The organism is Gilliamella sp. wkB112 (assembly GCF_001690685.1).
GTDB lineage: Bacteria > Pseudomonadota > Gammaproteobacteria > Enterobacterales > Orbaceae > Gilliamella > Gilliamella apicola_J.
On the sequence record NZ_LZGL01000007.1, the window covers coordinates 1 to 25,138 of the forward strand.

Below are 25,138 nucleotides of genomic sequence, written 5' to 3' on the forward strand. Positions count from 1 at the left end.
CGAACTCAGAAGTGAAACGCCGTAGTGCCGATGGTAGTGTGGGTATTACCCATGTGAGAGTAGGGTGCCGCCAGACTAATAAATAAGTGAGAGCCCAGCTGTGATGCTGGGCTTTTTTGTTTTTGCTTTTTAAATAATTACAGCAAGCTATTCGTTTATTTGTACCTCATAGATTATTTATAGCTTGTGGATAAGATCTTTAGTGATTTTTGCTAAAAAAGTAACATATTGTAATAACCAATATTATTGCTGTCATCGAATTATCTCAAAATAAATAGAATATAGTAGATTTATTGATATATTTGCTGGTTTAATATCATTTTTCTATTTATTTATTGCTGTATGTATGAAACAATTCAGATATATAAGAATTAATTTTTTGAGGTAGTCAGTGATCGATAATGATGGCTACCGTCCAAATGTAGGAATAGTTATTTGTAACAGGTATGGTCAAGTGCTTTGGGCTCGTCGCTTTGGGCAAAATTCTTGGCAATTTCCTCAGGGCGGGATAAAATTGAACGAAACTCCTGAGCAAGCAATGTTTCGTGAATTGAATGAAGAGGTAGGATTATTACCAAAAGATGTTAAGATTTTATCGGTTACCAATGGATGGTTACGATATAAATTACCTAAAAGAATGATTCGTTGGGAAAATCAGCCTGTTTGTATTGGTCAAAAGCAAAAATGGTTTTTACTAGAATTAATCTCTAATACATCGGTAATTAATCTAAATGTTTCACCGACTCCTGAATTTGATGATTGGAAATGGGTGAATTATTGGTACCCAATTAGGCAAGTGATTGCCTTTAAACGTGATGTCTATCGAAAAGCCATGAAAGAATTTTCATCGTCAGTATTTACTATACAGTCTGAAATAGAAGAACCAACAATAAATTCTCTAAAAAAGAAACGTTTTAATTTCTTTGCTCATAAACGAAAAAATAAACAGCGTATTAAAAAATGAATCAATATTTACAATTTCCTAATTTCGATCCTATAGCTTTTTCAATTGGCCCTATTTCTCTGCATTGGTATGGGGCAATGTATTTATTTGGCGTATTAGGAGCCCTCTATTTAGCCAAACGTCGAGCTAAGAAACCAAACAGTCAGTGGACCGCATTACAAGTTGAAAACTTACTTTTTTGGGGATTTTTAGGCCTTTTTATTGGAGGTCGCCTAGGTTATATTTTATTTTATAATTTTGATGCTTTTATTCAAGATCCTGTAATTTTATTTAGAGTTTGGGAAGGTGGAATGTCTTTTCACGGGGGATTGATAGGAGCATTATGTGTGATTGCGATATTTGCTAAAAAAACTCATAAAACTTTTATGCAAGTAGCTGACTTTGTTGCTCCGCTTGTCCCTATTGGATTAATGTTTGGGCGATTTGGTAATTTTATTAATGGCGAACTTTGGGGAAGAGTAACTCATTCATCAATTGGTATGTTATTTCCTACTTCTTCTCATGCAGATTTTATGTTTGTACAAACACATCCAGAGTGGTTTACCCTATATTCACAACTTAATGGCATTTTACCAAGGCATCCATCACAAATTTATGAAATGGTCTTTGAAGGAATTGTTTTATTTATTATTCTGAATCTGTTTATTCGTAAACCAAGGCCAACAGGTGCCGTTTCTGGGCTATTCCTATTTTGTTATGGTTTATTTAGATTTATTATTGAATTTTTTAGACAGCCAGATGAACAGCTAGGATTATTTTTAAATATCATTAGCATGGGGCAGATTTTATGCCTACCAATGATAATTTTTGGTATTTTAATTATTTTATACGCATATCAAACTAATCAAAAAACGAGACAATTATGAAACAATATTTAGCGCTGATGCAAAAAATTCTGGATGAAGGAGTGCCTAAATCCGATCGTACTGGAACTGGAACGCTATCTATTTTTGGTCATCAAATGCGATTCAATTTGCAAGACGGCTTTCCATTAGTTACTACCAAAAAATGCCATTTACGTTCAATTATTCATGAACTTCTTTGGTTTTTAAAAGGTGATACAAATGTAAAGTACTTACAAGATAATAAAGTCAGTATTTGGGATGAATGGGCAGATGATAACGGAGATTTGGGTCCGGTTTACGGTAAACAATGGCGAGCTTGGGGCGCTGCAGATGGCCGGCAAATAGATCAAATTTCACAAGTAATTTCGCAAATTAAAAATGACCCTGATTCAAGGCGAATGATTGTCTCTGCTTGGAATGTTGGTGAACTTGATCAAATGGCATTAGCACCGTGCCATGCTTTTTTCCAATTTTATGTCGCACAAGGAAAACTATCCTGTCAATTGTATCAACGTTCGTGTGATGTATTTTTAGGATTACCGTTTAATATAGCTAGTTATTCTTTATTGGTTCATATGATAGCTCAACAATGTGATTTGACTGTGGGGGATTTTGTTTGGACTGGTGGCGATACTCACTTGTATTCAAATCATATGGAGCAGACCCATCTACAATTAAGTCGTCAACCAAAAGCATTGCCAAAACTTAAAATAAAACGTAAACCACCAACAATTTTTGACTATGAATTTGAAGATTTTGAAATTGTTGATTACGATCCTTACCCGGCAATTAAAGCACCAGTAGCAATTTAATCTTTGTAAAAATGTTTCAGGTTTGCTATACGTTTGAGTATGTAATTCTGATACGGCTATATTCTAGATTATAAAAAGGTTGGTTATACCAACCTTTTTTGTTTATGAATTCTTTATTTTGTTACCGCAGAAGTTTCACCGGATGTAATTGTGACTAACTCGCTGGTTATTTTTGCCCATTAAATCAAGATATAGTATATAATAACTAACTTTGTTTAAGTAATTACCTAATTTTAATATGAGTCAAAATCAGGAAATATACCCAGTATTCACTAAGCGTTTATTACATCCACGTTATTGGTTAACTTGGCTAGGTCTAGGCATTTTATATCTAATTGTTTTATTACCTTATCCAATTATTTATCAATTAGGAAAGAGTTTAGGATTGCTTTCTATGAAGTTAATTGGTAAACGCAAAGAAACAGCAACTCAAAATCTTCAATTATGTTTTCCTGAAAAGTCAAAGCAAGAAAGAGATTTAATGTTACGAGATAATTTCATTTCAACTGGTTTAGCCATCTTTGAAACTGGTATTGCTTGGTTTTGGTCGGATAAACGACTAGCTAAACATTCTTCTATTATTGGTGATGCATACATAACTCAAATTCAACAATCTGGTAAAGGTGTATTACTTATTGGTATTCATTTTTTAACTTTAGAGTTAGGTGCACGTATTTTAGGGATGAGTCATCCCGGTGTAGGTGTTTATCGACCTAATGATAATCCGGTTATGGATTATATTCAGCTTAAAGGAAGATTGAAATCAAATAAATATATGCTCGATCGACATAATACTAAAGGAATGATTCGGGCATTAAAAAATGGTGAATTATTGTGGTATGCACCAGATCATGATTATGGACCTAAGAATAGTGTATTTGCCCCACTTTTTGCGGTCGAAAAAGCCGCAACTACTATCGGTACACGTATACTGGTTAAACTTGGTCAACCAGCTATTATTCCATTTACACCAAAGCGGGAAAAAAATGGTCACTATACTGTTTATGTTTCATCCGAACTAAAAGGTTATCCTATGGATGATGATGTACTAGCGGCAACATTTATGAACAGAGCAATAGAAAATGAGATTTTAAAAGCACCTGAACAATATATGTGGTTACATAGGCGTTTTAAAACCCGACCTAAAGGTGAATCACCTTTGTATACTAATAGTGTGCAATCAGATTAATATGAATTTTATTTATAGGATTGGTTTAACCAGTTAAATATACAAGTATGCAAAAACTTAATAAAATTATTTTGTACTGCCGTTCAGGATTTGAAAAAGAATGTGCTGCTGAGATCACAGATAAAGCTTCACAACAAGAGATATACGGCTTTGCTAAAGTTAATGAAAAAAGTGGTTATGTAATTTTTGAATGTTATCAAGATAACAATGCTGAAATATTAGTGAAAACTCTTTCTTTCCGAACACTTATTTTTGCTCGCCAAATGTTTGTTGCTGGTGATTTATTATCTAATTTACCAGCTAATGATAGGATAACTCCAATTGTTGAAACCTTATCAGGCTGCATTGATAAAGCTGGTGATCTACGAGTTGAAGTTGCCGATACAAATGAAGGCAAAGATCTTGCTAGTTTTTGTCGTAAATTTACTGTCCCTCTAAGACAAGCATTACGAAATAAACGTTTGTTATTGAAAGTAACTAATCCTTCTCGTCCTGTTATTCATATTTTCTTTATAAGTAGTAATTGTTGTTATGCTGGTTATTCTTATAGTCAAAATAACTCACCTTTTTATATGGGAATACCGAGGTTAAGATTTCCATCGGATGCACCAAGCCGTTCCACACTAAAATTAGAAGAAGCTTTTCATATTTTTATTCCTTACGAAGAATGGGAAGAAAGACTACACGGAGGGCTAAATGCTGTTGATTTGGGGGCTTGTCCAGGTGGCTGGACTTATCAATTGGTGAAACGTAGTATGATGGTTTATGCTATCGATAATGGTCCCATGGATGAAAAATTAATGGCAACAGGACAGGTTAAACATTATCGAGAAGATGGCTTCAAATTTACGCCTAAAAAGCATAATATTTATTGGTTAGTATGTGATATGGTTGAAAAACCTGCAAAAGTAACAGAACTAATCGCTAAATGGTTAATTAATGGTTGGTGTCGAGAAACGATTTTTAATCTTAAGTTACCAATGAAAAAACGCTATGAAGAAGTAAAAAATAATTTACAATTACTTAAAAAAGAACTAAATAATAAACAAATTAATGTACAAATTCAGGCTAAACAGCTTTATCATGATCGAGAAGAAATTACGGTTCATGTACAACGAATTTGGGGTTAACAATTTACAAGAGAATAGGTATGAATCTAAAACAGTCCATTTATAGTATGCTGCTATTAGCATTATTTACATTTTTGGTAGGATGTAATGCCAAAATGTCTAAAAAAGTTTTTGATTATGATGATACTAAAGGTGCTAGTTATTATCTAACACAAGTAGATTCAAGTTCAGGTCAAACTAAAATAAATTGGCAATTATTGGCAGTTCGTGCTTTAGTTAAAGAAAATAAATTTGCTCAAGCTAATAGCATATTATCAAGTTTGCCATCTGGACTTAGTATTGAACAACAACAAGAAAAGTTATTATCACAAGCAGAAATTGCCGTAAAAACAGGTAAGTCAGTTAATCTGAACGAAATATTAATACCAAGCTTATCTAATTCACAATTATATCGTTATTATGAGATTAAATTAAGTTTAGATGGTAAAAATAAACGAATTAATGATCAAGCTCATGATTATATTGAGCTAGGAAAATACGCCACAGGAAATCAAGAAAAACAAGTAATCAATGCTAGTTGGAGTTTTTTTAGTAAATTAAATCCAAGTCAAATAAGTACGATTATAGTTTATGATAATGAAACAATATTGCAAGGTTGGATTGATTTAAGTTATGCATTTCAAAACAACAGTAAAGCAATAGCTAAACAAGAAGATGATACTCCAGAAATCATTGCAGAAAAAACTAAAAAGCAAAAAGAATCATTGAAACAAATTGCTAATGATTGGTTAAGGCAACATCCTGATCATCCGGCTAAAGCAATTATTCCTTTATTAACAGGAGAACAAACACTTTCTATTGATAGTGCTAACGCTAAAAAAGTAGCATTATTATTACCTTTAAATGGTTCTTCTCGTATATTTGGTGAAACTATTCGACAAGGATATAGTGATGCAATTAAATTTTTCCCACAAGAACCACAACAGAATTTATTAGTGCTTGATACTACTACATCTTCACTTGAATCCCTTATCCAGCAAGCGCAAGAGCAAAACGTTGAACTGATTGTTGGACCTTTGTTAAAAGAAGAAGTAATTAAAATAAAACAGTTAGCGCCAACTATTCCGGTCTTGGCTTTGAATAAAGTTGATGATAATAGTTCTACAACCAATAAGATGTGTTATTTTGCATTGTCACCAGAAGATGAAGCTAAAGATGCTGCTGACCATATTTATGCACAAAATAAACAGTCCCCTTTATTATTAGTTCCTCAAAATGATTTAGGACAGCGTGTAGCCCAAAGCTTTGCTAAACAATGGTCAAAACTATCATCCAATACTTCTAGAGCCTATGTACAATATTTTGGAAATACTAAAACTTTAAGTGCTAATATGAATCGAAATGTAGGTATTAGTCTCACTGGTGCTCCTATTTTTATAGATTCAGAGCCAACTTTATATTCTGGATTAGGAGGAATTGGTTTTGATGCCATTTATATTTATTCATCATATGATGAGCTTACGTTAATAAAACCTATGCTTGATATGGGGGCAAGTAAAGCTGGCGGCAGTTCATTATCAGCAACCATGATTTATTCAAGTTCAAAAAGTCATGTAGCCCATGCTTCAACTGATTTTTATTATGATATGAATCATACCGAATATGCTGATATTCCGATGATCGCCAATCGGTCAAGTTACACCGTTACTTTACCAAGTAATATAGAAAACGATTATTCATTATTACGTTTATATGCAATGGGTATTGATGCATGGCGATTAGCTAACCGTTTTAATCAATTAGATTCAGAACAAATTGATTTTTTAAATGGAATGACCGGAAAATTATCAACTACTGAACAGTGCAAATTAACGCGTTCACTATCATGGCAACAATATCTAAATGACTCAAGCCAACAACCAACTCCAAAAAGTGAATAATAAAAAAATTGGTGATCATTATGAAAATATTGCTCGCCAATTTTTAATTAAACAAGGTCTTATCTTATTGTCACATAATAGCCACTATCGCATAGGCGAAATAGATTTAATTATGCGAGATGAAGAATGTATTGTTTTTATAGAAGTTCGTTACCGTAAAAATGCTAATTTTGGTCCTGCTGAAATCACAGTTACACCAAACAAACAAAGTAAAATTAAACAAGCCGCCCAGTTTTGGATGTTGTCGCAAAATTTAAATATTGAAGAAACTGAGTTTAGATTTGATGTTTTTGCTATTACTGGTAAAAAACAACAATGGATTATTAATGCGTTTTAATATATTAGGTGAAAAACGTGCAAGATTTAATTAAAAATTATTTTACAGAAAGTATTCAAACTCAAATTGTTATGGCTGAATCGTTAGGTGGGTCGATTGAAAAAGCAGCTAGAATTATTGTAGAAGGTTTGCTTAGTGGTAATAAAATTATGAGTTGTGGTAATGGAGCTTCTGCCGCCAATGTTCAAAGTTTTACATCCCGATTAATCACAAGTATTGAAATAGAAAGGCCTAGCATACCAGCAATAGCATTAGTTGCTGATAATGTTTTATTAAGTGCTATTGTTAATCATGAAGAAATTTATGCCCGCCAAATCCAAGCATTAGGTCAACAAGGGGATGTATTAATTGTATCGACATGTCAAGGTAAAAGCCGTTCGATTATTAGAGCTGTTCAAGAAGCTGTAATTAAAGATATGAAAATTGTGGCATTAACCGCCTTTGATGGTGGAGAAGTTATTGGCTTATTAGGGCAAAATGATATAGAAATTAGGGTTCCATCTGATAAAAAGGTCATGGCTTACGAAATGCATGCCATGATTTTAAACTGTCTATGCCAATTAATTGAAAATACATTATTTATTCATGCAGAATAAGTTAAAATAAAAACAGTTTAGTTCTGCAATAATAACTATTTTTATGCTATAATTATACACTGTTTTGATGACTTAAATTTATATAAGAGATCTTGGTGTTATGACCGAACTAGCCAAAGAAATAACCCCCGTTAATATTGAAGATGAATTAAAATCGTCCTACCTTGATTATGCAATGTCTGTAATTGTAGGCCGAGCTTTACCCGATGTGCGCGATGGTTTAAAACCTGTTCACCGGCGAGTTTTATTTGCTATGCATGAGGCAGGATATGATTGGAATAAGCCTTACAGAAAATCAGCCCGTGTAGTAGGGGATGTTATAGGTAAATACCACCCGCATGGTGATTCTGCCGTTTATGATACTATTGTGCGAATGGCTCAGCCATTTTCATTACGCTATATGCTAGTTGATGGTCAAGGTAATTTTGGTTCTGTCGATGGTGATTCTGCGGCAGCTATGCGTTATACCGAAATTCGCATGCAGAAATTTGCCGATTCATTGTTAACTGATCTAGATAAAGAAACCGTTGATTTTTCACCTAACTATGACGGATCAGAAATGATTCCTGATGTGTTACCAACACGGATTCCTAATTTGTTAATCAATGGTTCTTCTGGTATTGCTGTTGGCATGGCAACCAATATTCCACCTCACAACTTATCTGAAGTAATTAATGGTTGTTTGGCTTTTATTGAAGATGAAAATATTTCTGTCGATGGTTTGATGGAGCACATCCATGGTCCTGATTTCCCAACTGCTGCACTAATAAATGGTCGTAAAGGGATAGAAAATGCTTATCGTACCGGACGTGGCATCATTTATATTCGTTCTAAAGCGACGATCGAGGTAGACGATCATAGCGGGCGCGAAACTATTATTGTTAATGAGATCCCATATCAGGTTAATAAGAAAAAACTAATCGAAAAAATTGCTGAATTAGTTAAAGATAAAAAAGTTGAAGGTATTTCGGCTTTGCGTGATGAGTCTGACAAAGATGGCATGCGGATTGTTATTGAAATCAAACGAGATGCTGTTGGTGAAGTAGTATTAAATAATCTTTTCTCACTCACGCAATTACAAGTTTCTTTCGGTATAAATATGGTGGCTTTGCACCAAGGCCAACCTAAACTGTTAAATCTTCGTGACATGATTGAAGCTTTTGTGCTTCATCGACGGGAAGTGGTTACTCGTAGAACTATTTATGAATTACGAAAAGCGCGTGAACGAGCCCATGTATTAGAAGGGCTAGCTATTGCTCTAGCTAATATAGATCCAATTATTGAATTAATTCGTGCTGCGGCAACGCCTGCAGAAGCAAAAAGTAAATTACTTGCTCAAGCATGGCAACTGGGTAATGTTGCAGCTATGCTTGAAAAAGCTGGAAATGATGCGGCTCGCCCTGAAGATTTAGCACCAGAATTTGGTATTCGTGATGGGCATTACTATCTATCTGATGCTCAAGCTCAAGCTATTTTAGAACTTCGCTTACATCGGTTAACTGGTCTTGAGCACGAAAAAATTCTTGATGAATATAAAGAATTATTAGTGCAAATTGGTGAGTTATTACGCATTTTAGCAAATCCAGAAAAACTAATGGCAGTGATTCGTGAAGAGCTTGAGGCTGTTCGCGATCAATTTCAAGATGCAAGAAGAACAGAAATAACCGCTAGTAGTGCCGATATTAATATTGAAGATCTGATTGCGCAAGAAGATGTGGTGGTTACTCTTTCTCATCAAGGTTATGTAAAATATCAACCATTATCAGACTACGAAGCACAACGTCGAGGTGGTAAAGGTAAATCGGCAACTAAAATTAAAGAAGAAGATTTTGTTGAGAAGTTACTTATAGCTAATACGCACGATACCATTCTTTGTTTTTCTAGTCGTGGGCGCCTATATTGGATGAAAGTCTATCAATTACCAGAAGCCAGCCGTGGCTCCCGTGGTCGCCCAATCATTAATCTATTACCGTTAGAGACTGATGAACGTATAACAGCGATTTTGCCGGTTAAAGAATTTGATGATGACCATTGTGTATTCATGGCTACTGCACAAGGTACAGTTAAAAAGACTTCGTTAATCGAATTTAGTCGGCCTCGAAGTGGTGGTATTATTGCCATTAATCTACGCGATGATGACGAATTAATTGGCGTTGACTTAACTAATAACGAAACATCATTAATGATAGATGATGAAGATCTTAACGATGATGTCATTGTTGAAGAAACTGAAACTGAAGAAGAGTTGGCTGAAATCTCCAATACAGAAGACATCATGCTATTTTCTGCAAATGGTAAAGTTGTACGTTTCCCGGCCAATAAAGTACGTTGCATGGGAAGAACCGCAGCTGGTGTCCGAGGTATTAAACTTGATAGCGATGATAAAGTTGTTTCTCTTATTGTCCCTCGAGGTAATGGTGCAATTCTAACGGCGACTCAAAATGGTTTTGGTAAACGTACCGAACAAGAATTATATCCGACTAAATCACGTGCAACTAAAGGTGTCATTTCAATTAAAGTAAGTGAGAGAAATGGTACAGTAGTTGGTGCGGTTCAAGTAGATGAAACCGATCAAATTATGCTCATTACTGATGCTGGTACATTAGTTCGTACTCGAGTATCTGAAGTCAGTATAGTAGGTCGTAATACTCAAGGGGTTATGCTTATTCGCACAGCAGAAAATGAAAAAGTTGTTGGATTACAGCGAATTGCTGAAACTGAAGAAGATGAAGATACAGAATTACCACAGAGTGATGAACCGAATGATTCAACTCCAGAGTTGGAACAATAGTTTTTAATTATCTAAAAGGATTAGCAAATATGGCTAATCCTTTTTTATTATAAAAACCTTGATAAGGAATAGTATTAAATGTCATTTTCACTGAAAAAAATCTTAACCAACTTAGCATGGCAAATTTTGATTGCTTTAATTCTAGGTGTTATTGTCGGATCTTATTTTTATCAATTATCCGATCCAAATCACCCTTTACATGCATATTATCAATTTTCAATTGTAAACATATTTCAACCAGCGGGCGATATTTTTATTCGTTTAATAAAAATGATTGTGTTGCCTATTATTCTGAGTACATTGACCTTAGGTATTGCTGGTATTGGTGGTTCTAAACGGCTAGGAACGTTAGGTTTTAAAACAATTCTTTATTTTGAAATTATCACTACTATTGCTATTTTATTAGGTCTTTTTTGGGGGAATGTTTTTGCACCCGGAGCTGGTATTGATTCTTCAACTCTTGCAACTGCAGATATTAGTAAGTACACCAAGGCTACTGAAGAACTAAGTGGTAAACCACATGGTTTGATCGTGATGATTTTAGATATGATCCCCGCCAATATTTTTAAAGCAATGACGGATGGTGCGGTTTTACCAGTGATCTTCTTCTGTGTGTTTTTTGGTTTAGGTTTAATGTCTTTGCCAACTAAACAACGTGAACCATTTGTATTTTTCTTGAAAGTTGTTTCTGACACAATGTTTAAAGTAACTAACATGATTATGCGTTATGCACCAATAGGTGTTTTTGCGCTGATTACTGTTACCGTTGCTAAATATGGATTTGAATCTTTAATACCACTATTTAAATTAATTTTGACTGTTTATTCAGCAATGATTGTTTTTACTATATTGGTATTTGGAATAGTTTGTAAAATGTGTAAATTTAATATTTTCACTTTATTACGAATTTTAAAAGAAGAACTCATTATTGCATTTTCAACAGCAAGTTCAGAAACAGCATTACCTAAAATTATTGAAAAAATGGAAGCCTATGGGGCACCTAAAGCTATAACTAGTTTTGTTATTCCAACAGGTTATTCATTTAATCTTGATGGTTCTACACTCTATCAAAGTATTACGGTTATATTTTTAGCACAACTTTTCCATATGGATTTAACTATTACCAAACAGGTTATTATCGTTATTACCTTGATGATTGCTTCTAAAGGAATAGCTGGAGTACCAGGTGCTTCCATTTTGGTTTTATCAGCAACACTTGGTAGTGTGGGCATTCCTCTTGAGGGGATAGGTTATATCATGGGTGTTGAACGTATTTTGGATATGGGTAGAACGGTGGTTAATGTTATTGGTAATGCCTTAGCAGCTATTGTAATCGCTCGTTGGGAACATTTATTCGACGATAAAAAAGCCAGAGCTTATGAACAACAATATCTAAAATAGAAAATACCTTTAAAAAGGTATTATTTTCTAAAAACTACCTGTTTATCAGGTAGTTTTTGCTTAATATGTTTAATTTGGCCGTCATTGATATTAAAAATATTTAGTCATATCAAATTCAATTCTTTCTCCATCTGGCCCACTAATTAGAAAAAAATGTACTTCACAATGTTCTCTTCTTTCATAAATAGGACCTTCATTGATTGCATAGCCTAATTTGCTAATCTTTTGCATCATTTTATCTATATCACTTACTTCTAAAGCGAAATGTTCAATACCACTGTAAATTAATTCAGAACGAATGGTATTTGGTAATTGATATAGTTCTAATGTAAGTGCAGGTGATGTTAAAAATTCGACTTTTACTTCACCGTTATTAGTGTTTTTTGAAAACTTTTCAGTTAGTGAAAATCCTAATGTTTGGTAGAAGGATGAAGATTTATTAATGTCACTAACTTGCAACCCAAGATGGGCAATACCTTTAATTAAATTATTCATATTAAATACCTTTGCGAGAACAATAATAACCATAAAAAGCAACGTAAATAAAGCAACATAATGGAGCAATGAATGCTATTTGCATATTTCCATGATTCATATCTGAAATAATTCCCATAATGAGAGGAATAACTGCACCACCAATGATAGACATAACAACAATAGAACCAGCTGTTTGTGTATCTTTTCCCATACCTTTAATTGCAAGCCCAAAGTTGGTTGGCCATCCGGGAGCCATACAAAAACTAATAGTTGTTAAAGTTACAATAGCAAATAAACCCGAGCTCATTATTGAAATACCAAGTAAAAATACAGCTAGTATTGCAAAAATACTTAAGAGTTTTGCTGGAGCTATTCGTTTCATTAAGTAAGTAGAAACAACTTTTCCTGAAGCATAGAAAAGTAATGATATAAGTAACCAATATGTTGCACTATGTTCAGACGTTCCTTTATCTACAAGTTGAACAAAACGAATAGTAAAACTCCAAACACCAACTTGAGCACCAACGTATAAGAATTGAGAAATAATACCTAAAGTAAAGCGAGGAATTGAAAAAAGACGTTTTAGTGAATGAAATATATTTTCATTATTTTTGTGTTCGAAAGATTGTGGTTTACATGCCGGAAATTTGACAAAAATAAATATTAATGCAATTAAAACTAATATAGTGCCAATAATAAGATAAGGAGTAACAACTTGTCCTACCATTTGATGTCGGGCTGCATTTGCTGCTTCAGGTGCCATTTGTAGCAATTCATCATGGCTAGGGTCATTTTTCCCAAAAACTAATGTTTGTCCTACTAACACACCTAATATCACACCAACAGAATTAAATATTTGTGAGAAATTAATTCGCTGTGTTGAAGTTTCTATTGGACCTAATAAACTTGAGTAAGTATTACAAGAAGATTCAAGAAACGATAAACCACAAGCGATAATACCTAAGCAACCAAGAAATGCACCATATGTCATTGCAGATGCTGCTGGGATAAATAAAAAACATCCTGTAGCATACAATGCTAAACCTATGACAATAGCGATTTTATAAGAAAACCGTTTAATAATCGCGGCAGCTGGTAATGCGATAAAAAAATAACCTAGAAAAAATACGGATTGAACTAAGGCCGTTTGTGTATCACTTAGATCAAATCCTTTTTTGAATTGAGCAATTAAAATATCATTTAAATTAACAGCCATTCCCCAAAGTGCGAATAAACAGCAAACTAAAATAAATTTGACCCACGGTGTTTTTGATAAATAAGTGCTACTATCTAAAGTAGTTGATTCTTTTATCATATCTTTTGTATTTGTATTCATAATAAAACCTTATTATTCTATCTAATAGTTGTTGCTAATTTATTGAATATCATTAAGCATATTCATTCGTTCAACCGCTTGTTCATATGTTGTCATGCACGCTGCACCAATATACTCAACACTAACAGCTGCAAACGCTGATCCAAATAATGCTGCTTGTTTAATATTTTTCCCGTTGGCTATTTGAGCAGCTAAAGCACCATTAAATGCATCTCCAGCGCCAGTTGTGTCAATGGGATTAGCAGGAAAACAAGGAATCCATGTTTTTGATAATGAATCAGAAAGTAATGAACCTTGAGCTCCAAGCGTAATAATGATTTGTTTGGCGCCTTTTTGATGCAAGCTATCAGCTGCACGTTCAACACTTGCTTTATCGGTAATTTTTTGACCTGTAAGTAAATAGGTTTCAGTTTCGTTGGGTGTTAATAAATCAACCTTTGTTAATAATTCATCATCGATCGCTTGAAATGGAGCAGGATTTAAAATGGTAAATGCTTTGTTTTTTCTTGCTATATCAATTACTTGGTTAATTGCAGAGAGATTGTTCTCAAGTTGAACTAACACTACATCCGCACATTTTATAGCTGGTTCACATTTTTTAATTTCTTCTTCTGTTACAATCATATTAGTACCAGGATCAACAGAAATCATATTTTCGGCATTATCTCCGGCAACATAAATTAAAGCATTTCCCGTAGCTCTTTCAGGAGAGCTGAGAATAGTGACAGCATTGAATCCTACTTCTTTTAAATGGCGGCGGGCAAAATAACCAAAGTCATCTTCACCTATCTTGCCAATATAATGGACGTTAGCTCCCGCTTTTAATGCTGCCGTTGCTTGATTCGCACCTTTCCCGCCAGCTGAAATTTTGCTTGATTTAGCAACAAGTGATTCACCTGGCATCGGAAAGCGTTCCAATATTGCAGTGATATCAAGATTAAAAGAACCAAAAACACAAACTTTCCCTTTCATTATAAAGCCCTTTTATTGTTTAATATTTTGAATGGCATGATTTATATCAGCAGTCATTTTTTGCCAGGCATTTTCTAATGATAAATTTTTCTTAAATAGACCTGAGCTGCCCATAATTAAAACCTCAGCACCAGAAGAAAGTAATTTTTCATAAGTATTTATATTGCAAGAACCATCAACTTCTATAAGAAATTTAAAGTTATTTTCTTGTTTTAATTCAGATAATGTTTTTATTTTATCTAACATTTCTGGGATGAACGGTTGTCCTGCATAACCTGGATCGACTGTCATAACAGTTATTTTGTCGAGAAGATGGATATATTGAGAGATATATTCCACTGGAGTAGCTGGATTTATGACGACACCTACTTTTTTATTTAATTGGTGAATATGTTTGATAGTTCTAAAAGCATGAGAATTGATTGTTTCTGCATGCGGGCAGATATAATCAGCACCTGCATTGGCCATTTGATCAATAAAATCAGTTGGATGTTCAACCATTAAATGAACATCTATGGGTATTGATGTATGCGGTTTAATTTGTTCGATGAAGAAAGCGGACAATGTAATATTTTTTACATAATGTCCATCCATTATATCAACATGCAAGAAATCAGCATGTTGGTTAAAAAATGTTAGTTGTTCCTTTATATTTATTAGATCCATACACATTAGTGATGGTGATATTTTGCATTGCATTGATTTTTCTCCTTATTACCAGATATTGTTATGACTTAAAGTCAAATAAGTTATTTATCTAGTTAAGAGGAGATATTGATGAATTAAGCTATAACTACATTTACGCTGTGCCAATCCATTTCTTTTTGCAGTAGTTTATCGATTTTTTTATCTGTAATAAGTACATCGATATCACCTAAATTACATATTTTTGCAAAAGCATTATGATTGAATTTTGAGCCGTCGGCTAATACAATGATTTTCCTCGCTGCAAGTATCATTTGTTTTTTCAAACGTGCATGGTATTCATTATTATCACTTAAGCCATTATCAAAATCTAATCCATCGCAAGATATAAATAAGGTATCTATGGTGAAATCAGTTAACATTTTTTCTGTTAATGTCCCAACCATATCCTCATTCTTTGCAAAATAAGCACCACCCAATACAAAAATTTGAATTTGACTTTTTGCCGCTAATGTTTGAACTACATTAATTGAATGCGTAATGACTGTCATATCAACGTTTGGAAGTTGTCGAGCCAAAAACCAACATGAAGAACTACTATCTAAAGCAATACGATCTGCAGTATTAACAAATTGTAGTGCTTTACGAGCAATCCGTGTTTTAATTTCAGCATTAACTAAAATTCGTTGTCGAAATGAATTACTTCGGTCATTCAATATTGGGGTTACAACTGGTTCATGCGAGACTGATGTGGCAAGCATTGCTCCGCCATGACTACGACAAATCAAGCCTTTCTTTTCTAGCACTTTCAGATCTCTTCTAAGCGTTTCTTTGGAAACAGAACATAACTTTGCCATATCATTTACGGTTAGGCTATTTTGTTGACTTAGTAGTTGCACAATCATCTGTTGTCGTTCTAGCATTAACATTAATATCTCCTTAACTGCTTTACAATTCTAACCATCAGCAATTTATCTTTTTGTGTACTCAATCTGTTTTGTGTTTTATTATCATCTTTAGATAATAAAGTGTGACAATAGTCACAATTATCTATATTTTATCACCCTAATATGGCGATATTTCTGGTTATATTAAAGTAAAACACAAGAATTCGGTCATGAACGGTATGCAAAATTATTTTTGATTATTACTTAATATGACCGATTTGACCCGAATGATCCAATCTGGATTTTCTTATTAATCGTAAAATCATTGTGATGTTAATGTGTTTTCATAAATAAATTATGAAAATGGAATTGATAAATGAGGCATACAAAAAAACCGACAAACGTCGGTTTTCTAGTTAATATCTTATGCAGATAATTATTTAATTTTAGCTTCTTTATAGATTACATGCTGACGTACAACAGGATCGTATTTTTTGATCTCCATTTTTTCAGGCATAGTTCTTTTGTTTTTGCTAGTGGTATAAAAATGACCTGTACCAGCAGAAGAAACTAATCTAATTTTCTCGCGTACACCTTTAGCCATGATTTGGTTTCCTTATTAGTACTTTTCACCACGGGCACGAAGTTCAGCTAAAACTGCATCAATACCCTTTTTATCGATAGTACGCATACCTTTAGCTGATATACGTAATTTTACAAAACGTTTTTCGCTCTCAACCCAAAAACGGTGAGTTTGAAGGTTTGGTAGAAAACGACGCTTAGTAGCATTCATCGCATGAGAGCGATTGTTTCCTACTAAAGGACTTTTTCCTGTTACTTGGCATACTCGTGACATGTCAATAATTCTCCGAAATTTCTATGCTTAAGCCTTGGGCGTAATATGTTAATGGAATTAACCTCGTCAGGCTTTTAGTTTGCTGCAGTTCTATCTGAGAAGCAGACTAACCTCTCACACTACACCCATAATAATGAGGTAGCGAAGTATACGCTTTTATGCAAATATTCTCAAGTATTATCTTATTATAAGGATAAAAAATAAGTTTTATATAAATAGTAGACAAATGTTGTTTTCATTAAAAATTCTCCTATACTGTAAATTGCATTTATTAGTGAAGAGCACTAGATAATATGAATTTAAAACAGCTAAAATATTTCCAATTACTTGCAAAAACGCAACATTATACTTCTACATCAGAGTATTTTTCTATTAGTCAACCGAGCTTAAGCCATTCTATTGCAGAATTAGAAAAAGAGGTTGGTATTAAATTATTTCAAAAACGTGGTCGTAATGTTGAGCTTACAAAGGAAGGTAAACAGTACTTGACCTATGTTGAGCAAGCTTTAAGTGCGCTATCAGAAGGCGAACAATTTGTCAGAGAATTAACTAGCGTTTCTCATGGACATATTGGGCTTGCTTTTATTTATTCTATTAGTTCAAATTACATACCTAGAATAGTTAAAGCTTTTCTCGCTCAACCAGAAAATAAAAATATTACATTTTCATTTTATGAAGGGATGTCTCAAAATATTATTGAAGGACTTCGTAATAAAAAATATGAAATAGGTATTTGTTCTCGGTTACAAGACGAGCCAGATGTTTACTTTCAAAAATTAACTAAACAAGAACTCGTGTTTATTATATCTAATGATCATCCTTTATCTAAACGTAAAAAACTTGATTTAAAGGATCTCGCAAATGAGCCACTTATTCTTTTTACAGAAAGAAGTGGTATGAAAAATGTAATTGATGAAATGCTAAATAAAACAGGTATACAACCTAATATTGCCTGCCATGTAGAAACTGAGAGTGCAATGATGGGACTAGCTTCTATAAATTATGGTATAGGTATTATGCCACGAGTTCTTATTCCACAAGAATTCAATGTTACACTTGTACCTATGAATAAAAATTATCAAAAAAGAGATATTTTTATTGCTACTATGGAAAATCGACCATTATTACCTGCTGCACAAAAATTTTATCATTTTTTGATTGAGTATAGTGACGATGCTATTTTTGGTAGATAAATTTTAGAATATAAATGAGTATAAAATGTAATATATATTTAGGATTGATTTATAGAGTTTATTTTTATTTCTATTACTGAAATGTGAAAGTATAAAAACCATTACTAAAAGAATGGATAACTATTTTTATATAATAAACATATTGTTATGAAATTAAACATTAAATGCTTCTATCCTTTTAGAAAAATTTATTTAATTTTGTAATAAATATGCTTTAATACTATTGTTTACAAATTTAGCTATTTTGTCTGATTTTCTAATTTTGCAAGGAGATAGTATGAGTCAGTTTACTCCATATAGTATATACGGAATTATCGGTTATCCACTTGGTCATAGTATGAGTCCACTAATACACACTACATCATTTCAAGATTATGGTATTCCTGCAGTGTTAGTGGCTTTCCCAACCCCACCGGAAGAAATAGCCACACTATTTAAATCTGTCCGCTTATTAAATATTCGTGGTTTATGTGTCACGATTCCCCACAAACAAACCATCATTCCTTATTTAGATTATGTTAGTGATCATGTAAAAAAAGCTGGTGCAGCAAATCTGGTTTATTGGGATGGAGATAAACTTTGTGGTGATAATACTGATATTATTGGTTTTATGGAGCCACTTCAGCAGAAAAAACTACCAGCTGATTACCGTAAGGTTTTATTACTAGGCGCTGGCGGTGCTGCACGTGCAGCTGTAGTTGGCTTGCAACACTTAGGCTATACCGATATAACTGTCACAGATATTGTTTCTGATTTACCTGAAGCATTAGCCAAAGAATTCAATCTTAATATTGTGGATTGGAAAGATCGTAGTAAAGTTGAAGCTCAGATTATTATTAATTCAACTCCGTTAGGAATGAAAGGTAAATTTGAAGATCAAACAGCTTATGAGAAAGCTTGGTTTAAAGGTAAAGGAGTGGCATATGATATTGTGTATACTCCTTATCACACTCGTTTTCGACAAGAAGCAGAGCAAGCTGGTTGGGAGTCTATTTCTGGGCGCGATATGTTTATTGGCCAAGCTAATGCGCAATTTAAGATTTGGACAGGTAAAGAACTTTCGAATAATGCTAAACAGGCCGTTATAGATGCTTTAGCTGGATGATAACTGATAAAAAGCACATCTAATTTGTTGAGTTAGGTGTGTTTTAAATATTTTTTAGTTCAAAAAACGTTTCTCAATATTTAGTAATATTAAAGATATTATTTTAAAGTATTGTATAAAGAAATAATATTATTAAGGAGTGCATATGACTAACTTAGAACTGCAAGCATACCGACGTTTTCTTATGTTAAAAGTGTCAGAAGCGAGTGAATACATCGGCAAAACAGATACCAAAACATGGCATGATTGGGAACAAGGTGTAGTTCCTGTTCCTGAGTTCGTTGATATAGCTATGCAAGATTTAAAAAAACTTCGCAGTGAAAAAGTAAATATTATCATTAATAGTATTAATGATCGTGTCGGTAATAATACTATTCGTTACTTTATGACGTATACAGAATTTCAAAAAGTAAATCCTGATTTGGATGTTATTCAATGGAGATTACATCAATCTATTGCTACTGAACTATATTTTCGCGGATTAGAAAAACTTTGTTAATAGTTAGAGAATAATTTATTAACAAAAAGTTTTGAAGTTAATGTAAATTTTAATTTACACAGTTTGATTGAAACTGATTAATTTAATTAAATAAAATCAAGAAGTTTATTTTTATATGACAATATGTAAAAAAAATGTTGCAAAAATTAGAGTGAGTCACTAGCATAGACAGTGTATTCTGAGATCTGTAAATCTGAAAGGACCCAATATGAATGAAACAATTTTTTTAGTTGGTGCAAGGGCAGCCGGAAAAACAACCATGGGAAAGATGCTCGCGAATAAGTTATCTTTTTCTTTCATTGATACGGATTGTCATTTGCTTGAAACAACCCAAAAAACAGTAGCAGAAATAGTTGAAAAAGAAGGTTGGGAAGGTTTTAGAGCAAGAGAAAGTCAAATTCTGGTTGATACCACAAAGCCGAATCGGGTTATTGCAACTGGTGGTGGAATGGTATTGGCAGAGCATAATCGTAATTTTATGAAACAAAATGGTACTGTTATTTTTTTATCTGCTCCAGCTGCAACATTAGCTGCCCGTTTAATGAAAGATCCTAATATTGCACAACGGCCATCTTTAACCGGCTTATCGATTGTTGATGAAATGGAAAAAGTACTCGCTGATCGCCTACCTTTATATCATGATGCTGCACATTATGTCGTCGATGTGAATCAGGATGAAAATCTTATTCTTGCACAAATAATAGAGTTATTGACAGATTAATTAATTTTGTAAGTACTTTATTCTATTTTAAATACCACAGTGCAGTGGTATTTTTTTTATTTATTAAATAAAAAAAGAATAAATTAACAAAATACTATAAAATATTTCTATCTATTAGGTTGTTTATTGTTCATAATTATATCATTAATTTTATAAATAATATAAAATCTATAAATAAATGTGACGAATGTAGAAATTTAGTAATAAAGTTTTACTTATCTCTTTTAGATTAATATTGATGCTTGTATATTAACTGCAATTAAAGTTCTAAATTTTTAATTTTAAATATGGAGTACTACTAATGGATAATAAAAAAGTCAATTCTTATGGAATTGTCGGCTCTATTTATGCAAATTATATTATACAAAGTATTGCCTTAATTGTGATTATGCAATTTTCAGTCGATATTTCAAAGCAACTTAGTACTGATTTAGTTGGTCTTGGTTATGTTGCCTCAGGTATAGGGATTGGTAAAATATTATTAATGTTTATTGGTGGAATATTATCCGATAAATTTGGGCGTAAACCATTTATTTATATTGGTATGACTTGCTATGCTATTTTCTTTGTCGGAATGACTTTTTGTACCAATATTCATATAGCATTTTTTCTAGCCATGGCCGTAGGTGCCGGGAATTCTTTTTTAGATACTGGTTCTATGCCTGCACTTACAGAATGTTTTCCTGGATCCGCCGGTTCGGCTAGTGTACTTATTAAAGCTTTTATTTCTATGGGAACTTTAGTTCTTCCATTTATTGTTGGTTTCTTTGATACTCATCAAATATGGTATGGATGGGCATTTCTTGGATTTACAACTTATTTAGTTATTAATGGAATATTACTTTTCCCTAAACATTTTCCAAACAAAGACACCGCAATAAGTGGTAGCACGGGTTCTGGAGAATATTTTAAAGGTACTCCAAATTTTGGATTTGAAGGTATTTTGCTAATTATTATGGGATTCACAACAACGGCAACTTTTGTGATTATTTTACAGTGGTTACCTGCTATTGCGACCCATGGTGTTAATATGAATGACATCGAAGCCAAACAACTAATAAGCTATTATAGTACTGCTTCAATTATCTCTGTATTTGTAACTGCTTTTATCGTAAAACGTTTTTTAAAACCAGTGTTTTGTATCATTATGCTTCCGGCACTCTCTGCATTAGTATTAATTCTTTTCTATTTTAATATTTCGCCACTAATGTGCTTTATTGCAGCAATTGGCATGGGTTTTACTGCTGCAGGTGGAGTCCTTCAATTGACTTTAGTTGTTATGCAACAACTATTTCCAACTCGTAAAGGCTTAGCTGTGGGATGTATGTATACATTCAGTGGACTTTCATTTGTGGTTATTCCGCTTATTGTACCAAAGTTAGCTATGATTAATGTGAGTTATGCAATCTTAATTGATTTCTTTATCGCTTTATCTAGTGTTGTACTAGGTTCCATTGTTTATTACAGATTTACTAAAGTTATTGATATGAAAAAGATTTAGTCAGCGATTTAATTTGTCTTGTATAGATTATTTTATTGTTGGTATTTAAAAATAATAAAATTTTTATTTAAAAAATAGGAAATAATAAATGAAAAATAGATATTTGGGCACATCAATTTGTTTATATATGAATTATTTTGTGCATGGAATGGGAGCAATTATTCTTGGCTTAAATATTGACTATTTAGCTGCTCAGTTTAATCCTGAACTTGCATATTTATTCAGCATAGCAAAAGATGCACTTACTTCTGAACAATCAGTTCTGATTGGTGAAGCTAAGCAAAGTGTATATAACGTCATGATGGGGTTAGGTGTTGGTCGTTTATTAGTGTTATTTGTTATGGGAACACTATCGGATAAATTTGGACGTAAACCATTTATTATATTAGGTGGATTGTTTTATATTGGCTTTTTGCTTGGTATTTTAGTTAGCCCTAGTGTGCAAATTGCGTTTATGTTTGCTGTATTAGGTGGTATTGCAAATTCAACACTTGATGCGGGCACTTATCCTGCATTAATGGAAGCATTCCCTAAATCACCAGGTTCAGCCTCAATCTTAACTAAAGCTGCAATTGCGGCAGGCCAATCAGTATTACCTATCATTATGGGTATTATTATGGCGAATCAAGGTTATTATGGGTGGTCATTCGTTTTCTGTTGTGTAATATTAGCGCTGAATGCCATTGTTGTTCTTAAAATGCCATTCCCTAATCATAAAATTACTCCTGAACAAGAAGAAAAAAGTGGAGATACAGTTGTTAAAGATACTCCATTCTTGAAAGAAAAAGCCAATTTCTGGATTGAAGGGCTTTGTTTTATTGTGATTGGTTTTACATCGACAGCAACTTTCTATTTAGTATCATCTTGTTTAAAAGATTTTTCACAAACTGTTGCCGGAATGGATTCTGCTGGAGCCGTTCAAGCATTTTCTTCATATGGAATCGGAACACTCGCTAGTGTATTTTTAACTTCAATACTAGTAAAAAGTTTGGTAAGACCAGCTTATGTAGTTGTTATTTACCCATTACTTTCTACATTAATGTTAATTGCACTTTATTTGAATCCAACCCCAACTATGTGTATTGTCGGTGGTTTCGTACTTGGCTTTACTGCTGCAGGTGGCGTATTACAACTAGCATTAACTACAATGGCTGAATTTTTCCCATCAGGTAAAGGAAAAGTCCTTGGTATCTTTTTTACCTCTTCAAGTGTGGCAACAGCAGTTATACCATTTTTAATCGGTTGGGTATCAACTAATTTAGGTTTACGTTATGTAATGCTTACCGATGCCTTTATTGCTGGTTTAGGTACTTTGCTAGCGGTAATCGTTTTAGCTCGATATCGCAAAATATTTAGTTTCCCTAAGAAAACGGCTAAAGCTTAGTGATAAGTTGCTATTAGCCTCTTCAAATAGCATTTATTTGAAAAGGTAATAATATTTCTTATAAAGAGTGTGTCTAAAAATGACATACTCTTTTTCATGGTTTTTATGCTTAAACGTGCCCCTCTCCTGAAACATCTTTACAAAAATGTTTATTATCAATTAATAAAATAATTATTTTTCTTTTTAAATTTTTTAAAAATACTTGCCATTAGCTTAAAAATAAATAAAAATACAGAAAATGTGAATAAATATTCATTTAAGGATGGCTATCTAAAATGAAGGAAAGAACTACAGAATTAGTCGAAGGTTTAAGGCATTCCGTACCTTATATTAATGCCCATCATGGAAAAACCTTTGTTATTTTATTAACTGGGGCGGTATTAAAAAGCAATAATTATGCAAATATTATTAGTGATATCGGTTTGCTTTATAGCCTTGGAATTAAACTGGTTATTGTTAATGGTGCACGTAATCAAATAGATGAAGCACTTAAAAACTATAACATAGAACCTAAATATTATAAAAACACACGCATTACAGATACCACAACCTTAGATATTGTTAAGCAAATCACTGGATTATTACAGCTCAATATTACAGCTAGTTTATCCATGAGCTTAAACAATACACCATTACAAGGTGCTCATATTAGTGTAGTAAGTGGTAATTTTGTGATAGCCCAACCTTTAGGAGTCGATGATGGTATTGATTATTGCCATACAGGCAAAATCCGTCGTATCAATAACGAAGCTATTGATGAACAATTAGAGCGTGGATCAATTGTGTTATTAGGTCCCGTTGGTGTCTCTGTAACTGGTGAAAGTTTCAATTTATCATCCGAAGATGTTGCTGCTGAAGTAGCTATTCGTTTAAAGGCTGATAAATTAATCGGTTTTTGCGCTGAACAAGGTGTATTAGATGAACAAGGCAATGTGATCACCGATTTGTTTCCGATTGATGCTGATAACTATGTTAATAACAAAGAACACCAAGGTAAGCATTTATCAAGTGAAGCTCGTTTTTTACGTGCAGCTTCTAAAGCTTGTCGTAATGGTGTTAGACGTAGTCACCTAGTTAGCTATCTAATCGATGGTTCTATTTTACAAGAGTTATTCTCACGTGATGGCATTGGTACCCAAGTAGCAATGGAGCATTCGGAACAAATTCGTTCAGCAACCATCAATGATATTGGTGGTATTTTAGAACTTATTCGCCCACTAGAGGAACAAGGTATTTTAGTTAAACGTTCGCGTGAACAATTAGAGATGGAAATCGATAAATTTACTATTATAGAACGTGATAATATGACTATTGGTTGTGCAGCACTTTATCCATATCCAGAAGAGAAAATGGGCGAAATGGCTTGTGTTGCCATCCATCCAGATTATCGTAATTCTTCTCGAGGTGATTTACTTATTGAAAAAATTGCTGAAAGCGCTCGTAACTTAGGACTTGAAAAAATATTTGTCCTGACAACGAGAAGTATTCACTGGTTTAGAGAAAAGGGGTTTATGCCGGCAGAGGTAGATGATTTACCAATCAAAAAGAAGAAACTATATAACTATCAGCGGAACTCAAAAATATTGATGTTTGATTTAATGTAGATTATTTAAGTAA

At 33.2% G+C, this 25,138-nt stretch carries 24 protein-coding genes; 17 read left to right on the forward strand and 7 right to left on the reverse strand.

Annotated elements, in window-relative coordinates; translation table 11 throughout:
* The first annotated feature begins 391 nt into the window (after positions 1 to 391).
* The 10 genes from rppH to gltP all read left to right on the forward strand — a co-directional run bounded on the left by rppH (position 392) and on the right by gltP (position 11,945).
* Complete coding sequence (gene rppH, locus A9G12_RS01675; RefSeq protein WP_065564154.1) at positions 392 to 964, forward strand: RNA pyrophosphohydrolase; 573 nt, start codon at positions 392 to 394, stop codon at positions 962 to 964.
* On the forward strand, positions 961 to 1,830 hold the full coding sequence (gene lgt / locus A9G12_RS01680) for a prolipoprotein diacylglyceryl transferase (protein WP_065564155.1): 870 nt from the start codon (positions 961 to 963) through the stop codon (positions 1,828 to 1,830). The genes rppH and lgt overlap by 4 nt, the downstream gene beginning before the upstream one ends.
* On the forward strand, positions 1,827 to 2,621 hold the full coding sequence (gene thyA / locus A9G12_RS01685; protein ID WP_065564156.1) for a thymidylate synthase: 795 nt from the start codon (positions 1,827 to 1,829) through the stop codon (positions 2,619 to 2,621). The genes lgt and thyA overlap by 4 nt, the downstream gene beginning before the upstream one ends.
* A gap of 238 nt (positions 2,622 to 2,859) precedes the next feature.
* Positions 2,860 to 3,810 carry an LpxL/LpxP family Kdo(2)-lipid IV(A) lauroyl/palmitoleoyl acyltransferase gene (gene lpxL / locus A9G12_RS01690; protein WP_065564157.1) on the forward strand — a complete coding sequence of 317 codons (951 nt, stop codon included), beginning with the start codon at positions 2,860 to 2,862 and terminating at the stop codon, positions 3,808 to 3,810.
* A gap of 47 nt (positions 3,811 to 3,857) precedes the next feature.
* The gene (gene rlmM, locus A9G12_RS01695) at positions 3,858 to 4,940 is read left to right on the forward strand and encodes a 23S rRNA (cytidine(2498)-2'-O)-methyltransferase RlmM (RefSeq protein ID WP_065564158.1); all 1,083 of its coding nucleotides are present in this window, start codon (positions 3,858 to 3,860) and stop codon (positions 4,938 to 4,940) included.
* 95 nt (positions 4,941 to 5,035) lie between these two features.
* Positions 5,036 to 6,820 carry a penicillin-binding protein activator gene (locus tag A9G12_RS12310; RefSeq protein ID WP_176701736.1) on the forward strand — a complete coding sequence of 595 codons (1,785 nt, stop codon included), beginning with the start codon at positions 5,036 to 5,038 and terminating at the stop codon, positions 6,818 to 6,820.
* Positions 6,813 to 7,157, forward strand: a complete 345-nt coding sequence (locus tag A9G12_RS01705) for a YraN family protein (RefSeq protein WP_218056551.1) — start codon at positions 6,813 to 6,815, stop codon at positions 7,155 to 7,157. The genes A9G12_RS12310 and A9G12_RS01705 overlap by 8 nt, the downstream gene beginning before the upstream one ends.
* Before the next feature lie 17 nt (positions 7,158 to 7,174).
* Positions 7,175 to 7,753 (forward strand): SIS domain-containing protein, encoded by a 579-nt coding sequence (locus tag A9G12_RS01710; RefSeq protein ID WP_065564161.1) that lies wholly within the window; start codon positions 7,175 to 7,177, stop codon positions 7,751 to 7,753.
* A 100-nt stretch (positions 7,754 to 7,853) separates the two neighbouring features.
* The gene (gene gyrA, locus A9G12_RS01715) at positions 7,854 to 10,544 is read left to right on the forward strand and encodes a DNA topoisomerase (ATP-hydrolyzing) subunit A (RefSeq protein WP_065564162.1); all 2,691 of its coding nucleotides are present in this window, start codon (positions 7,854 to 7,856) and stop codon (positions 10,542 to 10,544) included.
* Positions 10,545 to 10,634: 90 nt separating this feature from the next.
* Complete coding sequence (gene gltP, locus A9G12_RS01720; RefSeq protein ID WP_065564270.1) at positions 10,635 to 11,945, forward strand: glutamate/aspartate:proton symporter GltP; 1,311 nt, start codon at positions 10,635 to 10,637, stop codon at positions 11,943 to 11,945.
* A 90-nt stretch (positions 11,946 to 12,035) separates the two neighbouring features.
* Here the strand turns inward: gltP and A9G12_RS01725 are convergent, their stop codons facing one another.
* The 7 genes from A9G12_RS01725 to rpmB form a co-directional block, all read right to left on the reverse strand.
* Positions 12,036 to 12,440 carry a VOC family protein gene (locus A9G12_RS01725; RefSeq protein WP_065564163.1) on the reverse strand — a complete coding sequence of 135 codons (405 nt, stop codon included), beginning with the start codon at positions 12,438 to 12,440 and terminating at the stop codon, positions 12,036 to 12,038.
* 1 nt (position 12,441) lies between these two features.
* The gene (gene fucP, locus A9G12_RS01730) at positions 12,442 to 13,758 is read right to left on the reverse strand and encodes an L-fucose:H+ symporter permease (RefSeq protein ID WP_065564164.1); all 1,317 of its coding nucleotides are present in this window, start codon (positions 13,756 to 13,758) and stop codon (positions 12,442 to 12,444) included.
* Between the two features lie 39 nt (positions 13,759 to 13,797).
* Entirely contained in the window at positions 13,798 to 14,730 is a 933-nt protein-coding gene (locus A9G12_RS01735; RefSeq protein ID WP_065564165.1) for a ribokinase, read from the reverse strand.
* 12 nt (positions 14,731 to 14,742) lie between these two features.
* Complete coding sequence (gene alsE / locus A9G12_RS01740) at positions 14,743 to 15,429, reverse strand: D-allulose 6-phosphate 3-epimerase (protein ID WP_065564166.1); 687 nt, start codon at positions 15,427 to 15,429, stop codon at positions 14,743 to 14,745.
* 83 nt (positions 15,430 to 15,512) lie between these two features.
* Positions 15,513 to 16,304: a DeoR/GlpR family DNA-binding transcription regulator gene (locus tag A9G12_RS01745; RefSeq protein WP_065564167.1), complete on the reverse strand. Its 792-nt coding sequence runs from the start codon at positions 16,302 to 16,304 to the stop codon at positions 15,513 to 15,515.
* A 394-nt stretch (positions 16,305 to 16,698) separates the two neighbouring features.
* Positions 16,699 to 16,866: a 50S ribosomal protein L33 gene (gene rpmG / locus A9G12_RS01750; RefSeq protein WP_025314526.1), complete on the reverse strand. Its 168-nt coding sequence runs from the start codon at positions 16,864 to 16,866 to the stop codon at positions 16,699 to 16,701.
* A gap of 15 nt (positions 16,867 to 16,881) precedes the next feature.
* Entirely contained in the window at positions 16,882 to 17,118 is a 237-nt protein-coding gene (rpmB, locus tag A9G12_RS01755) for a 50S ribosomal protein L28 (RefSeq protein ID WP_065557406.1), read from the reverse strand.
* A 293-nt stretch (positions 17,119 to 17,411) separates the two neighbouring features.
* Between rpmB and A9G12_RS01760 the strand changes: the two genes are divergently transcribed.
* From A9G12_RS01760 to argA, 7 genes are all read left to right on the forward strand, one after another.
* Positions 17,412 to 18,311, forward strand: coding sequence for a LysR family transcriptional regulator (locus tag A9G12_RS01760; protein ID WP_065564168.1), 900 nt, complete (start codon positions 17,412 to 17,414; stop codon positions 18,309 to 18,311).
* 277 nt (positions 18,312 to 18,588) lie between these two features.
* Complete coding sequence (aroE, locus tag A9G12_RS01765) at positions 18,589 to 19,416, forward strand: shikimate dehydrogenase (RefSeq protein WP_065564169.1); 828 nt, start codon at positions 18,589 to 18,591, stop codon at positions 19,414 to 19,416.
* 145 nt (positions 19,417 to 19,561) lie between these two features.
* On the forward strand, positions 19,562 to 19,915 hold the full coding sequence (locus tag A9G12_RS01770) for an Aca2/YdiL-like domain-containing protein (RefSeq protein ID WP_065564170.1): 354 nt from the start codon (positions 19,562 to 19,564) through the stop codon (positions 19,913 to 19,915).
* Between the two features lie 208 nt (positions 19,916 to 20,123).
* Positions 20,124 to 20,636 carry a shikimate kinase AroL gene (aroL, locus tag A9G12_RS01775; protein ID WP_065564171.1) on the forward strand — a complete coding sequence of 171 codons (513 nt, stop codon included), beginning with the start codon at positions 20,124 to 20,126 and terminating at the stop codon, positions 20,634 to 20,636.
* A gap of 301 nt (positions 20,637 to 20,937) precedes the next feature.
* The gene (locus A9G12_RS01780; RefSeq protein WP_065564172.1) at positions 20,938 to 22,137 is read left to right on the forward strand and encodes an MFS transporter; all 1,200 of its coding nucleotides are present in this window, start codon (positions 20,938 to 20,940) and stop codon (positions 22,135 to 22,137) included.
* A gap of 88 nt (positions 22,138 to 22,225) precedes the next feature.
* Complete coding sequence (locus A9G12_RS01785; RefSeq protein WP_065564173.1) at positions 22,226 to 23,521, forward strand: MFS transporter; 1,296 nt, start codon at positions 22,226 to 22,228, stop codon at positions 23,519 to 23,521.
* A 275-nt stretch (positions 23,522 to 23,796) separates the two neighbouring features.
* On the forward strand, positions 23,797 to 25,125 hold the full coding sequence (gene argA, locus A9G12_RS01790; protein WP_065564174.1) for an amino-acid N-acetyltransferase: 1,329 nt from the start codon (positions 23,797 to 23,799) through the stop codon (positions 25,123 to 25,125).
* The last annotated feature ends 13 nt before the right edge of the window (positions 25,126 to 25,138 follow it).